20 protein-coding genes and 1 pseudogene are annotated in these 19,619 nt (G+C 43.7%); 5 read left to right on the top strand and 16 right to left on the bottom strand.

Going from position 1 to position 19,619, the window contains the following annotated elements; genetic code table 11:
* Positions 1 to 10 precede the first annotated feature (10 nt).
* The 6 genes from pyrF to RWS39_RS05495 form a co-directional block, all read right to left on the bottom strand.
* Positions 11 to 703, bottom strand: coding sequence for an orotidine-5'-phosphate decarboxylase (gene pyrF / locus RWS39_RS05520; RefSeq protein WP_062006014.1), 693 nt, complete (start codon positions 701 to 703; stop codon positions 11 to 13).
* A gap of 203 nt (positions 704 to 906) precedes the next feature.
* Entirely contained in the window at positions 907 to 1,845 is a 939-nt protein-coding gene (locus RWS39_RS05515; RefSeq protein WP_314481252.1) for a dihydroorotate dehydrogenase, read from the bottom strand.
* A 12-nt stretch (positions 1,846 to 1,857) separates the two neighbouring features.
* Positions 1,858 to 2,664 (bottom strand): dihydroorotate dehydrogenase electron transfer subunit, encoded by an 807-nt coding sequence (locus RWS39_RS05510; RefSeq protein WP_125381438.1) that lies wholly within the window; start codon positions 2,662 to 2,664, stop codon positions 1,858 to 1,860.
* A gap of 213 nt (positions 2,665 to 2,877) precedes the next feature.
* Positions 2,878 to 3,852 carry a hypothetical protein gene (locus RWS39_RS05505; protein ID WP_314481250.1) on the bottom strand — a complete coding sequence of 325 codons (975 nt, stop codon included), beginning with the start codon at positions 3,850 to 3,852 and terminating at the stop codon, positions 2,878 to 2,880.
* 27 nt (positions 3,853 to 3,879) lie between these two features.
* Entirely contained in the window at positions 3,880 to 4,725 is an 846-nt protein-coding gene (locus RWS39_RS05500) for a hypothetical protein (protein ID WP_314481248.1), read from the bottom strand.
* Between the two features lie 162 nt (positions 4,726 to 4,887).
* On the bottom strand, positions 4,888 to 5,703 hold the full coding sequence (locus RWS39_RS05495) for a hypothetical protein (protein ID WP_314481246.1): 816 nt from the start codon (positions 5,701 to 5,703) through the stop codon (positions 4,888 to 4,890).
* A gap of 110 nt (positions 5,704 to 5,813) precedes the next feature.
* On the opposite strand from RWS39_RS05495, the gene RWS39_RS05490 reads away from it, so the two are divergent.
* Entirely contained in the window at positions 5,814 to 6,722 is a 909-nt protein-coding gene (locus RWS39_RS05490; protein ID WP_005589634.1) for a LysR family transcriptional regulator, read from the top strand.
* A 47-nt stretch (positions 6,723 to 6,769) separates the two neighbouring features.
* Here the strand turns inward: RWS39_RS05490 and RWS39_RS05485 are convergent, their stop codons facing one another.
* The 6 genes from RWS39_RS05485 to rpiA form a co-directional block, all read right to left on the bottom strand.
* On the bottom strand, positions 6,770 to 7,501 hold the full coding sequence (locus tag RWS39_RS05485) for an NAD-dependent protein deacylase (RefSeq protein WP_314481241.1): 732 nt from the start codon (positions 7,499 to 7,501) through the stop codon (positions 6,770 to 6,772).
* Positions 7,494 to 8,270, bottom strand: a complete 777-nt coding sequence (locus RWS39_RS05480) for a hypothetical protein (RefSeq protein WP_314481239.1) — start codon at positions 8,268 to 8,270, stop codon at positions 7,494 to 7,496. The genes RWS39_RS05485 and RWS39_RS05480 overlap by 8 nt, the downstream gene beginning before the upstream one ends.
* A 2-nt stretch (positions 8,271 to 8,272) precedes the next feature.
* Positions 8,273 to 8,980 (bottom strand): purine-nucleoside phosphorylase, encoded by a 708-nt coding sequence (gene deoD, locus RWS39_RS05475; RefSeq protein ID WP_314481237.1) that lies wholly within the window; start codon positions 8,978 to 8,980, stop codon positions 8,273 to 8,275.
* A gap of 157 nt (positions 8,981 to 9,137) precedes the next feature.
* Positions 9,138 to 9,950, bottom strand: a complete 813-nt coding sequence (locus RWS39_RS05470) for a purine-nucleoside phosphorylase (RefSeq protein ID WP_314481235.1) — start codon at positions 9,948 to 9,950, stop codon at positions 9,138 to 9,140.
* Between the two features lie 25 nt (positions 9,951 to 9,975).
* A complete protein-coding gene (locus tag RWS39_RS05465; protein ID WP_314481233.1) occupies positions 9,976 to 11,187 on the bottom strand; it encodes a phosphopentomutase in 1,212 nt (403 codons plus the stop codon).
* A 13-nt stretch (positions 11,188 to 11,200) separates the two neighbouring features.
* Positions 11,201 to 11,878 carry a ribose-5-phosphate isomerase RpiA gene (gene rpiA, locus RWS39_RS05460; protein WP_314481231.1) on the bottom strand — a complete coding sequence of 226 codons (678 nt, stop codon included), beginning with the start codon at positions 11,876 to 11,878 and terminating at the stop codon, positions 11,201 to 11,203.
* Between the two features lie 229 nt (positions 11,879 to 12,107).
* Here rpiA and RWS39_RS05455 point away from each other — a divergent pair, with 229 nt between their 5' ends.
* From RWS39_RS05455 to RWS39_RS05445, 3 genes are all read left to right on the top strand, one after another.
* Complete coding sequence (locus RWS39_RS05455) at positions 12,108 to 12,725, top strand: CD20-like domain-containing protein (RefSeq protein WP_390896045.1); 618 nt, start codon at positions 12,108 to 12,110, stop codon at positions 12,723 to 12,725.
* A 230-nt stretch (positions 12,726 to 12,955) separates the two neighbouring features.
* Positions 12,956 to 14,329, top strand: coding sequence for a tRNA uridine-5-carboxymethylaminomethyl(34) synthesis GTPase MnmE (gene mnmE / locus RWS39_RS05450; RefSeq protein ID WP_314481227.1), 1,374 nt, complete (start codon positions 12,956 to 12,958; stop codon positions 14,327 to 14,329).
* 1 nt (position 14,330) lies between these two features.
* Positions 14,331 to 14,516, top strand: a complete 186-nt coding sequence (locus RWS39_RS05445; RefSeq protein ID WP_314481225.1) for a hypothetical protein — start codon at positions 14,331 to 14,333, stop codon at positions 14,514 to 14,516.
* A gap of 106 nt (positions 14,517 to 14,622) precedes the next feature.
* On the opposite strand, the gene RWS39_RS05440 is transcribed toward RWS39_RS05445, so the two are convergent.
* The 3 genes from RWS39_RS05440 to RWS39_RS05430 form a co-directional block, all read right to left on the bottom strand.
* On the bottom strand, positions 14,623 to 15,288 hold the full coding sequence (locus RWS39_RS05440) for an ABC transporter ATP-binding protein (RefSeq protein WP_314481223.1): 666 nt from the start codon (positions 15,286 to 15,288) through the stop codon (positions 14,623 to 14,625).
* Positions 15,289 to 16,350: an ABC transporter permease gene (locus tag RWS39_RS05435; protein WP_314481221.1), complete on the bottom strand. Its 1,062-nt coding sequence runs from the start codon at positions 16,348 to 16,350 to the stop codon at positions 15,289 to 15,291. It abuts the gene before it with no gap.
* A 252-nt stretch (positions 16,351 to 16,602) separates the two neighbouring features.
* Positions 16,603 to 17,073, bottom strand: a complete 471-nt coding sequence (locus RWS39_RS05430) for an SP_0198 family lipoprotein (protein WP_314481220.1) — start codon at positions 17,071 to 17,073, stop codon at positions 16,603 to 16,605.
* A 241-nt stretch (positions 17,074 to 17,314) separates the two neighbouring features.
* Here RWS39_RS05430 and RWS39_RS05425 point away from each other — a divergent pair.
* Positions 17,315 to 18,578, top strand: a pseudogene (locus RWS39_RS05425) (ISL3 family transposase).
* A 124-nt stretch (positions 18,579 to 18,702) separates the two neighbouring features.
* On the opposite strand, the gene RWS39_RS05420 reads toward RWS39_RS05425, so the two are convergent.
* A partial coding sequence (locus tag RWS39_RS05420; protein ID WP_314481219.1) for an LPXTG cell wall anchor domain-containing protein occupies positions 18,703 to 19,619 on the bottom strand: 917 nt, incomplete at its 5' end.

The raw sequence follows: 19,619 nt of genomic DNA, 5'->3' as shown, positions 1-19,619 counted from the left end.
AAATTCTTATTTAGCTATTCCACTGTTTCTTAATTTCGTGATAAGCATCCCAAGGATTCTCAGCCTGAATGATTGGGCGACCAACTACAATATAATTGCTGCCAATTTGGTGGGCTTCCTGCGGTGTCATGACCCGCTTTTGGTCACCGATTTCAGCACCTGCTGGCCGAATACCCGGTGTCACGCAAAGAAAATCGTCCGCCGTAGCTGCCTTGATGAGCTCAACTTCCAAGGCCGAGCAAACAACCCCATCCAGCCCAGCTTCCTTGGCTTTGCGGGCATAATTAACAACCGACTCCTGCACAGTTGTTTGGATATTTTGGCAGTCGCGCATATCTTCTTCACTGGTCGAAGTCAACTGGGTCACCGCTACTAGCTTCGCATTGTCACCGAGAACTTTCTTGGCCTCTCGCATCATCTCAACGCCGCCAGCCGCATGAACCGTCACCATATCAACCCCAAATGTTCCCAAAACAGACATAGCTGAACGCACGGTATTAGGGATGTCGTGCAATTTCAAATCGAGGAAAATACTATGTCCCAAGCCTTTCAGATAATGCACAATTTCTGGACCAATGGCATAAAAGAATTCCATGCCGATTTTGACGTACAGTTTTTCATCTTCTGGAAAATGCTCCAGAAAGTTCTTGACATCATCAAAAGATGGAAAGTCTAGGGCGATAATAGGACGTTCTTCACGCATACGGTTCTTCTCCTTGCTTTGTACTTACTATAAAGATGATTACAATCATAGAAAAAACCTTGCCCGAGAGCAAGGTTACACGAAAATGTGGCAAAATCTGCCATTTTAAACGTATGCGCCTTAGAGCCTCTCTGGACTTCTTTAAAGGTTTTGTCTTAAACATTCTATAATTTACTGGGAAGTTTGTCAAGAGAAAATAGAGCTTAAAGTAAATTTTCTCTGACTTCTTTTCTCAAGCTTTCTAAGCTTTCAATGCCGTATTTATCCATGACTTGCGGAAGCTTTTCTATAATGTTAGGACAGGCATAAGGGTCGGTAAAATTCGCTGTTCCGACGCCGATAGCTGATGCACCAGCGATAAACATCTCCAGCGCTGCCTCTGCCGAGTCAACTCCGCCCATGCCAATGATTGGTAGTTTGGTAAACTGCGCAACCTGACGAATCAGCTTGAGCGCCACAGGAAAGACAGCTGGACCAGACATGCCACCAGTTCCATTGGCAATGATTGGCCGCTTCGTTTTCAGATCGAAACGCATTCCCACCAAGGTATTGATCATGGTCAGACCGCTCGCGCCCGCATCTTCTGCCGCCTTGGCCACTTGGGTAATGTCTGCTACACTGGGAGTCAATTTGACATAGACTGGGACTTGAGAGTCAGCAACTGCTGCTTTTACCGCTTCATAGGCTAGCTCAGGGACTTGCCCGATTAAAAGCCCCGCATTGCCATGGTCCACATTGGGGCAGGAAATATTGAGCTCAATCGCTTTGACATTGGGAGATTGGGAGATTTTTCCAGATACATAAGCATATTCTTCATTGGAGAAACCAGCCACATTGGCAATAATTGGCAAATCTGGATAGTGCTGAGCCAGCCAAGGAAGTTTTTCAGCCATAACTGCATTGACACCTGGATTTTGGAGGCCGATAGCATTGAGCATGCCAGCTGGCGTCTCAGCCACACGGGGCGTTGGATTGCCAAAGCGGGGATGTTGCGTCGTCGCCTTGATCATGATAGAGCCCAGTAGATCCAAGTCATAGTATTTGGCATATTCTTGACCGAAGCCAAAACAACCTGAAGCTGGAATGATTGGATTTTTCAGCTCTAATCCTGGCAGAGAAATTTTCAAACGATTTTCAGTCATTTCCTTATCCTCCTAAAGCACGATAGTCCCAGTCTCAAAAACTGGACCGTCTTCACAAACCCGCTTATTGACCGCTTCATCCTGGCCTGCTACATGAACGACGCAGGCATAGCAGGCGCCCATGCCACAAGCCATGCGAGACTCCATCGATAGATAGGCATGGGGATGGTCATGAAATTTCCGATCCACATACTGGAGCATACCGGGTGCGCCACAAGAATAGACCGCCGCAAACTCATCTGTCAACTCGTCAACAATCGTTGATACATAGCCCTTTTGACCATAAGTCCCATCATCTGTAGTGATAAACAACTGGCTACACTCACGAAATTCTTCTTCCAAAATAACCGCAGATTGATTGGCAAAGCCTAATACTGCTGTAACCTGGGCTCCCTTAGCATGCAGTTCTTTGGCCGTTTGTAAGAGAGGAGGCACACCGATACCACCACCAATAATCAAGACCTTGTCGCCCTTTTCTACCGGAGACAAATCAAAACCATTTCCCTGAGGTCCCATGACATCAAGATAGCTACCGACAGGAAGCTGAGAGAAAATGGCCGTCCCACCACCTTCGACCCGATAAATAATCCGGCAGATATTTTTCTCCCGATCAATCTCCGATATGGAAATCGGCCGCCGCAGCAACTTGCTATCATCTGGCACTCGGATATGCAGAAATTGACCAACCTGCATCTGGCTCACCATCTGGCCTCTCAGGCGCATCGAAAAAATCTGAGGCGCAATTTCTACCTGCTCCAGCAGCTCCATCTGCTCCAGCATAATCTTGCCAAATCTCTTTTTACAACTGTCACTAACCATGACAACCTCACTTTCTACAAGAAAAAACCTCGCCGCAGCAAGGTTTTGCAAAAAACGAGGCAGTCAAATTGCCCCTTATACCGTTTTCCCTACCTTGCAGCCTCACTGGACTTAATTAAAGGTTAAATTGTAAATATTATATCGTTAGCGACAAGGATTGTCAAGATAGAAAAAACATAAGATCTTTCAAATGTTCTATCAGGAATCACAGTCTTACCAGCTCTTATCAAATTCGCTTGTTACATCTGCCAAACAAAAACTGCCATCCTCCTGTCTTCTAAAATTCAAGGACACCCTGTCACTTTTCCGTTCTGTATTTGAACGACGAATATTAATATAATTCACTTGCAATGTTAACGGACTATAATCTGTATCACTTCCCGAAATATTTGTATGTGAAGGCAATCCAAAACGCTCAACAACCTCTTGATAAGTCATCCCGCCTTTGCCATACCGCCAATCACCTATTTTTAATGTATCCATATCTTCTGATTTCCACTTAAAGACAAATTCATCTTTTGTCGCTGGAAGATATCTACTGTCATCTAAATATACTGCACTTTTATTTATCAAATAGTAGGTCTTCCCATTTGAATCAGGGTCATAAAAGCTCAAACTGATTTCCTGAGGATGTCCCGACGCGCCATATCTCGGAACATCTATAATTCTTGTCTTATAAGTCAGTGTCACTTCTTTTTTAGCAAAACTAACATCTGAAGCCTTACCGTATTTCGCAATGACTTCTTCTAAAGTTGGATGATTGCCCCATCCTCCCTTAACTCGCTTTAGCTCTACAAAATTGTCTAACGTCCAATTAAAAGCAAACTTCTCTTCATCTTCCTCAACAATTTTCTTTTTCAGTTCCTTTTGTTCTTGGGTCAATTTTGATTCATCATCATTTTGCTGACTAGCCGAGCTGGCTCCACTAACTGATGAGGTCCTATCGTCATATTTGTACTTCAATTCAGCTTTATTAGGAACCTGTTGCGATAAATAATAGAAGCCAAAGAACAAAGCAAATGAGATTGCCAAACAAAGAAGGGTAAAAGCCAAGCTAATTCTTTTTTTCTCCTCCTTCATCGTCATCATTCTGAGCTCTTCTCGTTTTAGCTTTTGTTGACGATAAAGGTCTCTTTTGATCTCTCTAAATGAATGAAGATCACGCTTTTTCTTGCTACTCCTCCTCATTTTTCTCCTCTTTCTTATCGATTTAGTTTACGTACTCTCTTTAGACACCAAACGCCATATACCATCTTCTTGCTTGTAGAATTCTAAATGAACTCTTTTCAATTGTTCTGGATTTTGCCAAGAATCTGGATTAACATAATCAACCCGCATCTTCAGTTGATTGTCGTCTCCAGAAATCGTCTGATGTAGAGGTAAGCCGACTTTTAAAACAATCTCATCATATGGTGTACCTTTAGCTGTTCCTTCTCTAGCACCAATAACAAGACTATCGATGTATTCTTGCGTCCATAAAAAGGATCTTTTAGGATTGTTATCCACCTGAATTTTATCACTTGAAAGACTAAAATGGTATTTTGAAATAACCTTATAGACACCATCAAATTCAGCAAAGGTTAAAGATACATAGCCCATACTACCATTTTTCGATTTCCAGATAAGGCGAATATGCTTTTGAACTTTATGATTTGGCAAAAAATCAATCCAGGCCTCACCTTGAACTGGTTTCCCAAATTCCTTTAAAACATCTTCTAAGAAGGCTCCACCCTTGTATTTGTTTATGGGAAGCGCGACTGCCTTTTCAACTGTCCAAAGAAAGGGACCGCTTTTTTCTGGAGAAACGATAAGACTTTTAGCGAATTGTTCTGCTTCAGCTTTCTCATCTTCCAAACTATTTGATGATGAACTAATCTGGCTAGACGAAATTGGCGCCTGCTTAGCTTTGCTTTTTTCTGACAGAGAAAGTGTCAAAAAAACTGTTCCAATGATAGAAAATACAACAATAGCTACCACCATGAATGGTAAAAACTTGGACTTATAGGTTTGCTTTTCTAACTCAAAAGCAAGATCTTCAAACGAATCTTCTTGTCTCTTCATAACGACTCCTTGTCAGTCTAAAAACTCATCATATCACGAATAGATTGAAATTGCAAAATGTGCTTGAGTCTGTTTGTATATACTTGAGAAAGTGCCAGACTCTCCGCCATTCAGATTATCCTGTCTGATTACTTTGGCTACCAAAGAAGGCCATATAACCACCTATCTTTCTGTTCTATCGATATGACTAGTAACTGTCGTCAACCGAAAGACGCCATCTTCTGGACGGTGTAAGATTAAATGAACCCATTCATTATCATATCTTTCATCTGATGTTAAGTATTGGAGGTCCAAGCCAATATGCTGACTATCTGCCGCGTCCAAGCGCGAAATAAATACTTCTGATTCTCGAGGCAGACCAAATAATTGAACGATTTCTTCGTAGGACATACCAGGATGACCTCTGCTCTCGTCACGAACTTGTAAACCTGCAATTTCATCCTTTGTCCAGAGATGGGGACTATCTCCCTGAGACAAAGTTGGATAGGCCTCATCAAGAATATTCGCGCTCTTTCTAATGAGATGATAGCTTGTTCCATCTTTTTCAAATGTCAACCTTAAACTACTATGACGGCCTTGAGTAATCTCACTTGTATAGTTTAATTCAATATTCCCATTGCTCTTAGTATAAAAAAAGCTTGAAGCCTTGCCATGCTTTTCAAGGATTTGATCCAGAGAAGCTCCGTTTTGACCAGCTGCAGTATCCTTAATTTGCAGATTGATGATGTCATCAGTTATCCATTTAAAAAGATGGTTTCCTCTATCAACAACTTTCTCCTCTAGCTCAAGCTCCTCTGGTGATTTTTGACGAACAGATGAAGACACACTGCTTCGCCCAAGTCCCTCATAAGCAGAGTTCAGCCCCCACATGATCGTCACCTTCCCAAGTGGAATCATTAAGCAAATTGTCAAAAATACTATAAAAATAGCGATGGGTAGTCCTACCGAACGATTTTTATAGTCATCATCTTTGGCCATATCGCCCTCCTTATTTCCTTCATTTTAGCATAGGAAACTTTAGCAAGCAAACATTTTCTAAACTTCTGATTTATCAGGAAAAAATCACCAGTTTGTGATAAAATAGACCTATGAGAATTCAACAATTACACTACATTATCAAAATCGTCGAGACAGGCAGCATGAACGAGGCTGCCAAGCAACTTTTTATCACCCAGCCTAGCTTGTCTAACGCTGTGCGAGATTTGGAAAATGAAATGGGCATCGAGATTTTCATTCGTAATCCCAAAGGAATCACCTTGACCAAGGACGGCATGGAGTTTCTTTCCTATGCCCGCCAAGTGGTGGAGCAGACTCAGCTTCTAGAAGAGCGATACAAAAATCCTGTCGCCCACCGCGAGCTTTTTAGCGTCTCTGCCCAGCACTATGCCTTTGTAGTCAATGCCTTCGTCTCCCTGCTAAAAAAAAGCGATATGGAGAAATACGAGCTCTTTCTGCGGGAAACTCGGACTTGGGAAATTATTGACGATGTGAAAAACTTCCGCAGCGAGATCGGTGTCCTCTTCCTCAACAGCTATAACCGTGATGTCCTCTCTAAAATGCTGGATGATAGCCATCTGATTGCGACCCACCTCTTCACAGCACAGCCCCATATCTTTGTCAGCAAATCCAATCCGCTGGCCAAGAAAAAGCTGGTACAACTGTCAGATTTAGAAGATTTCCCTTATCTCAGCTATGACCAAGGGACTCACAACTCCTTCTACTTTTCTGAGGAAATTCTCTCTCAGGAGCACCATAAAAAATCTATCGTCGTCAGCGACCGTGCAACCCTCTTTAACCTTTTGATCGGTCTGGACGGCTACACGATTGCGACCGGTATTCTCAACAGCAACCTCAACGGTGATAATATCGTCTCTATCCCACTGGACATCGATGACCCGATCGAGCTGGTCTATATCCAGCACGAAAAAGCCAGCCTGTCCAAGATGGGCGAGCGCTTTATCGAATATCTGATCGAGGAAGTACAGTTTGATAAATAAAGTAAAACACCTGAAACAAGCATCCAATGCTCACATCAGGTGTTCTTTTATCGTCGTAATTTTCCCAAAACTTCCCCAATCTTGCCTTCGATAACGAGGTCAGCTTGCTTGTCCTGTGGAATGCTGGTCTTGTTGATAACGACCAAATGCTTGCCAGCAAAGTACTGGATGAGACTGGCTGCGGGATAGACCACCAAGGAGGTGCCCCCGATGATCAGCAGGTCGGCTTGATGAATGGCCTGCGCGGCTTGCTGGAAAGTCTCCATATCTAAGGGCTCTTCATAGAGGGTCACATCGGGCTTGATCATGCCACCGCAGTCAGGGCAGTAAGGCACCATCCCAGGCAGAGCAAGAAAAGCCGCTAAATCATAAAAGCGCTGACAGCCCTGACAGAAATTCCTATCCGCACTGCCATGCAACTTGAGGACATTTTTTGAACCAGCCATTTCGTGCAGGCTGTCAATATTTTGCGTCACCACAGCCTTGAGCTTGCCGTTCTTCTCCAAATGAGCCAGATAGGCGTGAGCCGCATTGGGCTTGGCATCTGGATAGAGCAGGTATTTCTTGTAAAAGTCGAAAAACTCCTGCGGATAGCGCTCAAACATAGTATGTGAAACCAGCTGCTCTGCTGTAAAATGCCGACCCAGCTTGACACTGTAAATCCCATCCGAACTGCGAAAGTCAGGGATATTAGACTCGGTCGAGACGCCCGCCCCACCGAAAAAAACGATATTCTGACTTTGGTCAATCATGTCTTGCAACTGCTGTATTTTATCCATTTTCCTCTCCTGTCAATAAAGCTCTAACCAAGCGATTTGCCTCATCAAAATAAAAATGGTCCCGATCGTAGACAATCCCTGTGAAGCGCGCCAAGTCCACCAAAATCTCCATAAAATGCTGGGAGGAAAAGCCGGTTGTCCGATATAATTCTGCCTCATCAAAGGGCTTAATCAGATGAGCCAGCGGATTTCGGACTGACTTTTCCAATTCCCGCAGCTGTCTGACCTCTTCCTTGACAGACTCTGGCAGATCCAAATGCAAAATCAACTCTGTCAGACTAGATGAATTGACCGTGCTTTCCGCATGGAAAAGCTGTAAGACGGTATAGTCCGACTCCCGCATCCGCTCAAACTTCCAACGGTCATAGCTGGCCTCACGAGAATTATGGATAAAGTGGTCAATATCAGGAATTTCCAGCTTGATCAAGCGCATGAAAATCCGATAAATCGCTGGGCTGACCGCTCGAACGAAGTCAATAATCTGCTCATTGCGCAGCTTGGCTTCCAAATCATAGAGATAGTTGGCCAGCTGCTCATCAGCCAAATCGGTATGACAAAAAAGCTGAAAACCGCTTTGCGTCTGCAAGGCAGTCTTCAACTCTTCATCCATGGCTGGCAGAATATTGAGCTCTCTGCGCTCTGCCAGAATAGCCAACAGGCTGGTTACAATCGAGGAACTTCCCATCAACTTCTGCGCCAGTTTATAGGCATAAGCATAGTCATAACGGGAAATCGCAAAGAGAATCTCCTCTTTTAAATCTAGATTCATGCTTAATCAATCAGGGTTTCCAAACCAACCTTCATCATATCGGTGAAGGTATTTTGGCGTTCCTCTGCTGTCGTATCTTCGTCAGGATTGACCAAACTATCAGAAATGGTCATGATAGCCAGAGCATCTACTTGGTGCTGAGCAGCCAGATAGTAAAGTGCCGCAGCTTCCATTTCAACAGCTTTCACGCCCCATTTACCCAGCTCAATATTTTTCTCAAAATAGTTCGAATAGAAAACATCTGATGACAAAACGTTCCCAACGTGGGTGGTCATACCAAGTTCTTTGGCAATATGATAAGCCCTGTCCAGCAAATCAAAGCTGGCAATCTGAGGAAAATCATACTGAGGCCAGTCATTGCGGATAATGTTTGAGTTGGTCGCAGCCGCTTGCGCCAGAACCAATTCACGAACGTGGACATCTGCATTGAGCGAGCCAGCCGTTCCCACACGAATCAGCTTTTTCACACCGTAGTCCACAATCAGCTCACGCGCATAGATAGAAATAGACGGCATTCCCATCCCAGTTCCCATGACGGAAACCCGCTGACCCTTGTAAGTACCAGTGTAACCAAACATGTTCCGCACTTCGTTAAAGCAAACGGCATCTTCTAGGAAATTCTCCGCAATAAACTTAGCACGAAGAGGATCCCCCGGAAGAAGAATTTTATCAGCAATTTCGCCCTGCTTAGCAGCAATATGGATAGACATAATTTATGATACAAAGAGCGACAAGAAAACGACTGAAAATTAGGAATCTGACGAGAAATCCTGATTTCTCAGTCAGATTATCTATTTTCCAAGTTTTCCGCTCGTGTTCAAATTTGAACACACGCTCTACCTTTCTTTCGTTTAATGTTTTATTTTCTTACAATTCAGCAAGAATCGCTTTAAGTAGTCGTTTGAAATCACCTTTGACACGTTCTGTTACTTCCACAACTTCCTCATGGTTGAGTTCTTCTTGGAAACCAGCAGCATGGTTAGTAATACATGAAATACCGAGAACTTTCAAGCCTGAGTGGGCTGCCACAATAACTTCAGGAACAGTAGACATGCCAACTGCATCTGCTCCGAGTGTCTTATAAGCACGGATTTCTGCTGGCGTTTCGTAAGTTGGACCGGTAACACCGATATAGACACCATCATCCAGCTTAATACCAAGCTTATCAGCGACTTGATGAGCAGTTGCACTGTATTCTGGAGTGTAAGATTTAGACATATCAGGGAAACGTGGGCCAAATTCATCCAAGTTTTCACCAATCAAAGGATTTTGACCCGTCATATTGATGTGGTCAGTAATCGCCATAAGCGTACCAGGACCATATCCAATACCACCGGCAGCATTTGTCACAATAACACCTGTCGCACCAAGAGCCTTCATCACGCGCACCGGGAAAGTGACAACTTCGAGAGGATTTCCTTCGTAGAAATGGAAACGACCTTGCAGTGCCAAGACTTTGCGCCCTGCCAAATCTCCATAGACTAATTTACCAGCGTGCCCAACGACAGTTGAGCGGCCCCAGTTTGGAATGTCCGCATAGTCAAGACTAACGGCAGTTTCGATTTCAGAAGCCAATTCTCCCAAACCAGATCCCAGGATCAAGCCGAATTCAGGTTCTGTCATCCCTTTTTCTTTCAAGAAGGCGGCTGTTGCTTTGATTTTCTCAGATAATGTTGCCATAAAATATTTTCCTCACTCTCTATGCTTATACCAATTTGTCCAAGAAGCTTTGACCAATCATGGCCTTGTCTACTCCGAAGTTTTCAGCAACGGTAGCTGAGATATCCGCAAAGTGTCCGACAGGCAAGTGACCATTCCCCTTGAGGGATTTACCAAAGACCAAGAGCGGAATGTACTCACGAGTGTGATCTGTTCCGGCATAGGTCGGGTCATTACCATGGTCAGCGGTAATCATGAGCAAGTCGTCTTCCCGCATGTTTTCAATGATTTCTGGCAAGCGAGCGTCAAACTCCTGCAGACAATCACGGTAGCCATGCGGGTCACGACGGTGACCATAAAGAGCATCGAAGTCTACCAAGTTGGTAAATGAGAAGCCGTACTTGAAGTCCTCAGACTGGATAGCCTTGACTAGATTGTCCACTCCATGATTATTGGATTGATTGTGACCCATGTCGTGGTTAATACCAGCGCCATTGAAGATATCGTTAATCTTACCAACAGAATAGGTATCAATACCTGCTTCATTGAGTTTATCCAAAACAGTTGGCTCAAATGGAGAAACTGCATAGTCATGGCGATTGGCTGTACGAGTGAAGTTGCCTGGCTCACCTACATAAGGGCGAGCGATGATCCGTCCTAGAAGCGCAGGGCGTTCCAAGGTAATAGAGCGGGCGAATTCACAGATACGATAGAGCTCTTCCAAAGGAATCACTTCTTCGTGGGCCGCAATTTGAAGAACTGGATCTGCAGAAGTATAGATAATCAATTCGCCAGTTTCCATCTGACGAGGCCCGAAGTCGTCAATAACTGCCGTGCCAGAATAAGGTTTGTTCGCCTCACGAATAACTTTGCGACCAGAAAATTCTTCAATTTTAGTCAAGATTTCCTCTGGGAAGCCATTCCAGAAAGTATCAAAAGGCTCAGTAATGTTCAGACCCATGATTTCCCAGTGACCTGTCATGGTATCTTTACCTAAAGAAACTTCTTCTAATTTAGTATAGTAAGCACTTGGATTTTCCTCAGCTGGTACAGTTTTCAGCGCTTGCTCACGCTCGATATTGCCCAAGCCCAGCTTAGCCATGTTTGGCACGTCTAGACCGACTGCTTTGGAAATATGTCCCAGCGTATCGGAAGCTCCATCTGGCACTCCTGCATTAACAAAATTGTTAGCATCTGGTGCTGCCCCAATGCCGACTGAGTCCATAACGACTAAGTGAATACGATTAAATTTTGACATGAAAACCTCTTTTCTAGTTATTTGCTTCTAAAATGTTTACGCCACCTTGACCAGCGACGATCACCTTGTTGACCATTTGGGTGAAAAGGCCGTGCTCAACAACGCCCACGATATGATCTAATTCTCGGCCAAATTCGACTGGATTTTCGATTACACCTAAATCTAGATCAATAATGAAGTTCTGCATATCCGTGATAAAACGTTGACCATTTTTTTCACGGAAACTTGGCTTGTAGCCTGCCTCAGCAAAGCGACGGAAAACTTGCTCCGCACCATATTGCACTACTTCGACTGGCAGCTTGAAAGCGCCTAGCTTTTGAACCAATTTGCTCTCATCGACCACCCAGATGTAGTCCTTGGTAGGTGTCGCGACAACTTTCTCCATCAACAGGGCTCCGCCTCCGCCTTTGATGCCATTGAACTGAGGATCCACTTCATCAGCTCCATCAACGGTCACATCGACCTGATCCACTTCATCGATGGATTTCAGCGGAATGCCCAAGCCTTCTGCTTGCTTGCTAGTCACGCTAGAGGTGGTGACTGCAGTAATCTGCAAGCCTTCCTCTTTGATACGTCGACCAATTTCCTCGACAAAATAGTAAGCAGTCGAACCTGTTCCCAGACCGACCACCATCCCGTCTTCGACAAATTCAGCAGCCTTGATGCCTGCTAGTTTCTTTAGAGTTTCCATAGCACCTCCTCAAATCAACTATGTTTAGTATATCACAATTCTTTGAAATTTGAAAGTGTTTTCAGCTCTTTAAACGGTTCTTCACGTTTTAACAGTGCTCCATTTCACGAAAATCTCCTTAAAATCTTGCTCCTAGTTCTATTTTACGCTACAATGAAGATAGGCAAATTACTAAAAGAAATACATATTTCAAGTAGTAAGCTATAGAAAATCTGAGGAGGTTGTTATGATGCAGCAAGAAAATAAAGTTTTAGGTATTTTAGCCATTGTCTTTGGAGCAATCGCTTTACTTGGCTCCTGGATACCAATCATCAATTATCTATCTTTTTTTATCGGTACTATTGCTCTTATCCTTGCTATTATCGGTCTCATTATTAACCAAAAGAAACCGAAAACTTTGGCCATTATTGGCTCTGTTATTTCCTTTTTCTCCTTAATCATCGCACTGGTCACTCTATCATTCTATTCCCGTATGTTCAATGAAGTGGGAAAAGGACTTGATGCTCTGACAAACTCTTATAGTTCCTATTTTGATTCGTCAGAAAGAAAAATAGAAAAAGAAAAAGAAGAAGAAAGTACGAAGTTTACATGGACAAAAGCAGAATTTGATGCACTCAAAGAGGGCGATATTTTGAAAAGAGGTGCAGGCGGAACAAAATACGACGACGTCATTCGCGACCACGGCAAACCAACTGACGAAACCACTTCCACTGTCAGCGGCTCTGAATTAAAAACCATCACCTACTTACCAGGAGGAAGCAAATATCAAGCCGTCATCCTAACTTTTTCAAAAAATGAAGACGGTTCTTTCCTACTGACTAGCAAGATAGGAACAGGTTTAGAGTAAAATAAATTTCCTACCCAACAGCTGTTTATCTTCTACCAATATTTGAAAGAACTCTAGCCGTCAGTCGCATTTTACTAAGACACAAGGATTTAACTACCACTTTCCCATTATACCTATTAATTAATGCAAAGCAAGGACAAAATGATGTACAAATCTCAAAAACTTTTTGGACGAATTTGGGGCGAACTGGTAGGAAAAGCTTATTAAATAAGCTTTCAGAAAGGATATACATGATAACACGAGAATTTGATACCATCGCTGCTATTTCGACCCCTCTTGGGGAAGGAGCCATCGGTATCGTCAGACTAAGCGGGACTGACAGCTTTGCTATTGCCCAAAAAATCTTTAAAGGCAAAAACTTAAGCAAAGTGGCCAGCCACACACTCAACTACGGCCATATCATCGACCCTCAAAATCAGGAGATTCTGGATGAGGTCATGGTCGGCGCTATGCGCTCTCCCAAGACCTTCACGCGCGAGGATATCATCGAGATCAACACCCACGGCGGGATTGCGGTGACTAATGAAATCCTACAGCTGGCTATCCGAGAAGGGGCTAGAATGGCAGAGCCTGGCGAATTTACCAAACGGGCCTTTCTTAACGGGCGCGTGGATTTGACTCAGGCTGAGGCTGTCATGGACATCATCCGGGCCAAGACAGATAAAGCTATGAACAATGCTGTCAAGCAGCTGGACGGCTCTCTTTCTGAACTTATCAACAGCACCCGTCAGGAAATCCTCAATACACTGGCTCAGGTCGAGGTCAATATTGACTATCCTGAGTACGACGATGTTGAGGAAGCAACGACGGAAATCATTCGTGAAAAAACACTTGAATTTGAGAAACTTCTGACCCATCTTCTCAAAACTGCCCGACGCGGTAAGATTCTGCGAGAAGGTATTTCTACTGCTATCATCGGTCGACCTAATGTTGGTAAATCCAGCCTCCTCAACAATCTTCTGCGTGAGGACAAGGCCATTGTGACCGATATCGAGGGGACGACTCGTGATGTGATCGAGGAGTACGTCAATATCAACGGCGTACCGCTCAAGCTCATTGACACCGCAGGCATTCGGGAAACGGATGATCTTGTGGAGCAGATTGGCGTGGAGCGCTCTAAAAAAGCCTTACAGGAAGCTGACTTGGTTCTCTTGGTTCTCAATGCCAGCGAGCAACTAACTGACCAAGACAAACAATTGCTTGAAATCAGCCAAGACAGCAATCGCATCGTCCTGCTGAATAAGACTGACCTTGAAGAGAAGATTGAACTAAACCAGCTACCAGCAGATGCTATCAAGATTTCCGTCCTCCACAACCAAAATATTGATAAAATCGAGGATCGTATCAATCAGCTCTTCTTTGAAAATGCTGGCATTGTCGAGCAAGACGCCACCTATCTGTCCAATGCTCGCCACATCTCTCTCATCGAAAAGGCTGTCGAAAGCCTGCAAGCCGTCAATCAGGGACTGGAAATGGGCATGCCAGTGGATCTCCTCCAAGTCGATCTGACTCGTACTTGGGAAATCCTTGGTGAAATCACTGGAGACGCCGCACCAGACGAACTCATCACCCAGCTCTTCAGCCAATTCTGCCTAGGAAAATAATATGGGAATCACAGAGTTTATCAAAGCAAAAAATCTAGGCGAATACCTAGAAAGTCGAAAGAATGGACAGGCCAGAGAGCGCATCCAAAAACGCAGCTGGTTGGAGGTCCTCCTCCACAAAGCCCGTACTACCAAAATAAATCCTGAAAATCACCAAAAGGCGAAGAAAACGAAACACGGTTCTTGAAAAATAGAACCGTGTTTATTTGTCTATTCAATCTAGCTGAGAATTTGCCTGATCATGAATCGTGGCACTCTCCTTGTCCCAAACTATTTTTTGTTGGGCTACATCTTCATCGGACTTGAGTCAGCACTCCGTCTTGCATTTCATAGACCTTGTCAACCTCGTCCAGTAGGCGGGTATCATGGGTAATCATGACCACGCTCTTATGGAATTTCTGGGTCACTTCTTTGAGCAGATGGACCACGCGCTTAGCCCGCTCCGTATCCAGACTAGCTGTCGGCTCATCAGCCAAGATAATATCAGGGCTATTGTAAAGCGCTCTAGCGATAGCAGCTCTCTGCCGTTCTCCGCCGGACAATTCTTTGGGATACTGCTTGAGAGTTCCTTTTAGATCTAGCAACTCAATCAGACCGTCTAGATCCGTCCTTTCCTTTTTAGATAAGCGGTCAATCAGCTGGAACTGGTCTTCGATTTTCAAAAAAGGAATGAGATTGGAAGTCTGCAAAATAAAGCCGAAATCATTGAAACGCAGAGCAGCCCTTTCCTTTTCCTTAAGCTGGGAGGTATCTTTCCCATGTAGGAGAATCTGTCCTTTTGAAGGCGTTTGTAAATGCCCTAGCAAGGTAAGAAAGGTTGTTTTACCCGACCCTGATGGCCCAATAATAGCTACAAACTGCCCTGCTTCCAGTTGGAAATCAGTTGGTTTCAGGGCTTGAACCAGCGTATGCCCCTGGCCATATTCTTTTGTAACTCCTTTTAGTTCTATGATTGACATTTACTCACCTCCGATCGCTGTGATAGGGTCAATTTTCAGAACCCGGTGAATGGACAAGAGCCCGCCAGCCAGTGACATGAAAACAATCAGGACAATCAATCCAGCATAAGCTCGCCAGTCACTGTAAAAAGGCATAGAAGCCGGCAAGACTAGCTGGGTTCCCAAGAGAGCCAAGACAGCTAAGCTGAGCCCCAGAGTGGACAGGATGAAAATCTGCCAGAAAATAGAAGCAATAATCTTCCCACTGGCAATCCCTTGGGCACGCATAATACCGTAAAGTTGGGTCTTCTGAATGGTGATAATGTACATGAAAATCCCCAATACTAAAAAGGTAATCAGAACCATGGCCCCAATCATAAAGGAAAAAGTCAGAACCTGAGGCTGATAACCAGGGATATTTTCTATAAAATCACTCATAGAGAGCTGACTAAGCCCAGTTTCTTCAATCTTCTGACCATCCTTGACCACAAGTGCGCTGATATTCTTAACCTGACTAGAGCCGTACTTTAATTCCCTGAAATCCTCCAGCGCCATAAAGAGAACTGGCTGAGTTAAGAAGCTATTATCCACCGTGAAGCCAACAACTTGATAAAGGTGCTCACTACCATTGAGCTGGAGCTGGTCGCCCAGTTTCACACCTTTTTGTTGCAGACGCTTATCCGCAATGACTTCATGAGCATTCTCAACAGAGCGTCCCTCAATAACCTCTGGTGCCAGAAAACTATCCCAAGAAAGACCAAAAACTTGAGCATTGAGTTTATCCGTCCCATCTTCATAATTGGCCACTGCTGCCATTTGTCCTAAAGCCGCAATTGAGTCCCCTTGAAGCAGGATACTATACTCCTCTTCCTTGAGAGTCGAAGCAACCAGATTCTTATTGGCATACTCTGACAAGACGATTGATTCAGCCTGCCATTGGTCCAAAGCCAAGCGATTGAGCCTAGCCAAACCGACGGAAAGACTGGATAAAAAGAAAACCATATAGGTAATAAGAAAGACCACAGAAACCACTAAACGATAGCGTCCGCGGCTGTAGACAATCTCTTTAAAAGCTAAAAACAAAGCTATCCTCCTTTGAGATATTGAAGACTATTATATCATAAAGAAGCAAGCTAGAAAAACATATGAGACTAATGGTAACTATATTCACACAAAAATCACTAAGTCATATAGCGATTCCCTAAGTCAGAAACATTCCGTGAAAGAAAATCACAAAATAAAGGAAACAAGGGCTTCAGTTCATATAACGAAACCGTTCTTGTTTCTTTTTCTCTACGCTTCGCATACTCTTTTTCTGAGCAGATTGGGAAATGCTTACTGCTTGGTAAAGGTCAGAGTATCTGGATCATCATCCAGTTCGTCTACAATCAGCTGATTGCCATTTTGACGATAGCTTTTGACATCGACACCGACAATCAATCTTTGACTAGCCGTATCTACCTGTACCTGTTTGATTTCCTTACTGCCATCGACCTCGGTTTCAGTCCAAGTGCCAGTCCTACCGTTGATTTCTAGGACATGCTGGTCACCATCATGGTCGCTTGCTTGGTAGCGTCCGTTTAGATTGCTGGTCTGACCTGCATTTGATGATGACGAAGGCTGATTAGAGGAAGATGCAGCTGATGACTGCGAAGTCTGTTCTTGCGCAGGCTGTGATGTTTGGCTTTGGGTATTCTGTGATGAACCAGTATTCCCTGTCTGGTTAGCATTGCTTGAGCAAGCAGCCAGTGAAACTGCTGCTGTCAGAGATAGAATGCCGATAAAGGCCTTTTTTGAAATAGTCATATTGTTTTCTCCTTTTTCTACATTTGTAGTTTATGATTATATTCTACAATTGTCTGTTTTGTTTGTCAATCATATAGCATTATTTATTTAGAAATCAAAAAGGCTCAATAATTTCTGTAGTGGGTAAAATCACTGTAGGAATTATAGAGTCTCTTTTGTTGGAGAAAAAAAGTCCCATAAGACCTATAATGAAAAGCGACCAAACCATCATTAGAAAGAATCTTATGGAACAAGAAATTTTATCGCAAACTTACTGGGAATTAAAGACAAGAACATCATAATCTTGTATGTTCTAAATGCTGGAACCCTTAAAGAAATCTTCGCTAAGCTAGATTATCCTGCTCCTAAATGCCCTCACTGCCAAGGCCAGATGACTAAATATGACTTCCAGAAAGAATCTAAAATCCCCTACCTAGAGTGTGCGGGATACAAGACCCTCATTCGCTTAAAGAAGCGCCGTTTTCGCTGTACAGACTGTGGAAAAATGACTGTCTCTGATACTTCTCTGGCCAAGAAAAATCATCCAATCGCAACCACCGTCAAGCAGAAAAACGCTCAAAAACTGATGGAGAGGCTTTCTATAACCGACATCGCTGAAAGCTTAGCTGTCTCCACTTCCACAGTTATTCGAAAACTAAAGGAATTCGAGTGCAAGGCAGATCTGACTTGGCTTCCAGAACACTTGTCTTGGGAGTGAAACAGTCTGGAGAGAGACTGTTTCAGCTGGCTTCAAGAAGGGAAAAATGAGCTTCATTGCGCAGGATTTTGACTCGCTCGAGATCGTCACAATCCTGGACGGGCGGACTCAAGCAACGATTCGCAATCATTTCCTTAGCTATTCTAGATAGATCCGAAACAGGGGTAAGGTCATTACTATTGACATGTTTATCCCCTACTACGCCATCGCCATACAGCTCTTTCCAAATGCTAAAATCGTCCTCGATCGTTTTCACATTGTACAACATCTCAGCCGGGCTATGAGACGTGTTCGTGTTCAAATCATGAATTAATGGGATCGAAAATCGCGCGAGTACAGGGCGATCAAACGCTATTGGAAACTCATTCAACAAGATAGTCAGAAACTCAGCGATAAACGTTTTTATCGCCCAACTTTTCGCATACATTTGACAAATCAAGAGATTCTAGAAAAACTTCTCTCGTACTCTCAAGAACTACGAGAACATTATGAAATCTATCAGCTCTTGCTTTTCCATTTTCATGAGAAACAGGCTGAGCAATTCTTTGGACTCATTGAAGATACTATTTCTTATGTGAATCCTATCTTTCAGACTGTTTTTAAGACCTTTTTGAAAGATAAGGGCAAAATCTTGGATGCGCTGGAACTGCCCTACTCAAATGCAAAACTTGAAGCTACTAACAACCTCATCAAGGCCATCAAGCGCAATGCTTTCGGCTTTCGAAACTTTGACAATTTTAGAACTAGAATTCTCCTCGCTTTGAATATCAAAAAGGAGAGAACCAATTCGGTCCTCTCCAGAGTATGACTTTCCAACAACCCACTACAGTTGACAAAGAGCCAAAAACCCCAGATAGCCTTGAGCCATCTGGGGTTCTTATTTTCATCGCTAAAATGATATCAACAATTTCATTTTAGTCGATTTTTGGGACTTAGTCTTCTAAATCCATTTCAGAAGCTGCTGATTTCTTCTTCTTGCCAAGAAGAGAGGCAGTTGCCAAGGCAGCTACTCCTAATCCAAGACCAGCAAATTGGTTACTTGCAGTTCCTGTATTTGGTAAAGCCTTAGCGTTTGGAGTAACTTTGACTTGTTCTGGTTGTGCAGGCTGTGGCTTAGGTGCTTGAGAGTGATTTGTAGCACTTGAGATTGAAGCACTGTCAGACAAGCTAGCTGAGGTACTTGCGCTGTTGCTCAAGCTTGTGCTTGCTGATTCTGATGCACTGATTGAAGCACTTGCACTGTTGCTCAAGCTTGCTGAGGTTGAGGCATCACCTGAACCATTGCTTGTGCTTGTTGAGCCTGAACCGCTACCTGAGTTGTTGCTTGCACTGATTGATGCAGAAATGCTGTCACTCAAGCTTGTGCTTGTTGAGACTGACTCACTTGCGCTGATTGATGCTGAAGTACTATCGCTCAATGACACACTTACTGATTTGCTGAGTGAAACTGATTCACTTGCACTTACAGATTCAAGGTAGCTAGGAAGGTTAAACTCTGGTTTAGATTCGCTTGTTGGCTCACCCTTACTATAGCTGAATGAGTTAGATTGTTGTGACGCACTTGTACTCAAACTGCTTGAAACGCTATCGCTAAGTGATGTAGATGTACTTACGCTGTTACTCAAGCTTACTGAAGTACTTGTTGAAACTGAAGTACTACTTGAGTTGTTGCTTGCTGATTCAGATGCACTGATTGAAGCACTTACGCTGTTGCTCATGCTTGTACTTGCTGATGCTGAAGCACTGATTGAAGCGGATAGGCTATTGCTCATGCTTGTGCTTGCTGATTGGCTAGCACTGATTGAAGCACTTACGCTGTTGCTCATGCTTGTGCTTGCTGATTCAGATG

This window comes from Streptococcus cristatus, from assembly GCF_963529205.1.
Classification (GTDB): Bacteria; Bacillota; Bacilli; order Lactobacillales; family Streptococcaceae; genus Streptococcus; species Streptococcus cristatus_O.
This window is presented reverse-complemented; position numbering and strand designations above follow the sequence as displayed.

Coding starts and splice junctions, on each gene's coding strand:
- RWS39_RS05455 (WP_390896045.1), top strand. CDS start 12,108: ATGCAGCAAGAAAATAAAGTTTTAGGTATTTTAGCCATTGTCTTTGGA.
- RWS39_RS05465 (WP_314481233.1), bottom strand. CDS start 11,187: ATGTCAAAATTTAATCGTATTCACTTAGTCGTTATGGACTCAGTCGGC.
- mnmE (WP_314481227.1), top strand. CDS start 12,956: ATGATAACACGAGAATTTGATACCATCGCTGCTATTTCGACCCCTCTT.
- pyrF (WP_062006014.1), bottom strand. CDS start 703: ATGCGTGAAGAACGTCCTATTATCGCCCTAGACTTTCCATCTTTTGAT.
- RWS39_RS05505 (WP_314481250.1), bottom strand. CDS start 3,852: ATGAGGAGGAGTAGCAAGAAAAAGCGTGATCTTCATTCATTTAGAGAG.
- RWS39_RS05500 (WP_314481248.1), bottom strand. CDS start 4,725: ATGAAGAGACAAGAAGATTCGTTTGAAGATCTTGCTTTTGAGTTAGAA.
- RWS39_RS05430 (WP_314481220.1), bottom strand. CDS start 17,073: ATGACTATTTCAAAAAAGGCCTTTATCGGCATTCTATCTCTGACAGCA.
- deoD (WP_314481237.1), bottom strand. CDS start 8,980: ATGTCTATCCATATTGCTGCTAAGCAGGGCGAAATTGCTGATAAAATT.
- RWS39_RS05445 (WP_314481225.1), top strand. CDS start 14,331: ATGGGAATCACAGAGTTTATCAAAGCAAAAAATCTAGGCGAATACCTA.
- rpiA (WP_314481231.1), bottom strand. CDS start 11,878: ATGGAAACTCTAAAGAAACTAGCAGGCATCAAGGCTGCTGAATTTGTC.
- RWS39_RS05495 (WP_314481246.1), bottom strand. CDS start 5,703: ATGGCCAAAGATGATGACTATAAAAATCGTTCGGTAGGACTACCCATC.
- RWS39_RS05510 (WP_125381438.1), bottom strand. CDS start 2,664: ATGGTTAGTGACAGTTGTAAAAAGAGATTTGGCAAGATTATGCTGGAG.
- RWS39_RS05480 (WP_314481239.1), bottom strand. CDS start 8,270: ATGAATCTAGATTTAAAAGAGGAGATTCTCTTTGCGATTTCCCGTTAT.
- RWS39_RS05485 (WP_314481241.1), bottom strand. CDS start 7,501: ATGGATAAAATACAGCAGTTGCAAGACATGATTGACCAAAGTCAGAAT.
- RWS39_RS05515 (WP_314481252.1), bottom strand. CDS start 1,845: ATGACTGAAAATCGTTTGAAAATTTCTCTGCCAGGATTAGAGCTGAAA.
- RWS39_RS05490 (WP_005589634.1), top strand. CDS start 5,814: ATGAGAATTCAACAATTACACTACATTATCAAAATCGTCGAGACAGGC.
- RWS39_RS05440 (WP_314481223.1), bottom strand. CDS start 15,288: ATGTCAATCATAGAACTAAAAGGAGTTACAAAAGAATATGGCCAGGGG.
- RWS39_RS05470 (WP_314481235.1), bottom strand. CDS start 9,950: ATGGCAACATTATCTGAGAAAATCAAAGCAACAGCCGCCTTCTTGAAA.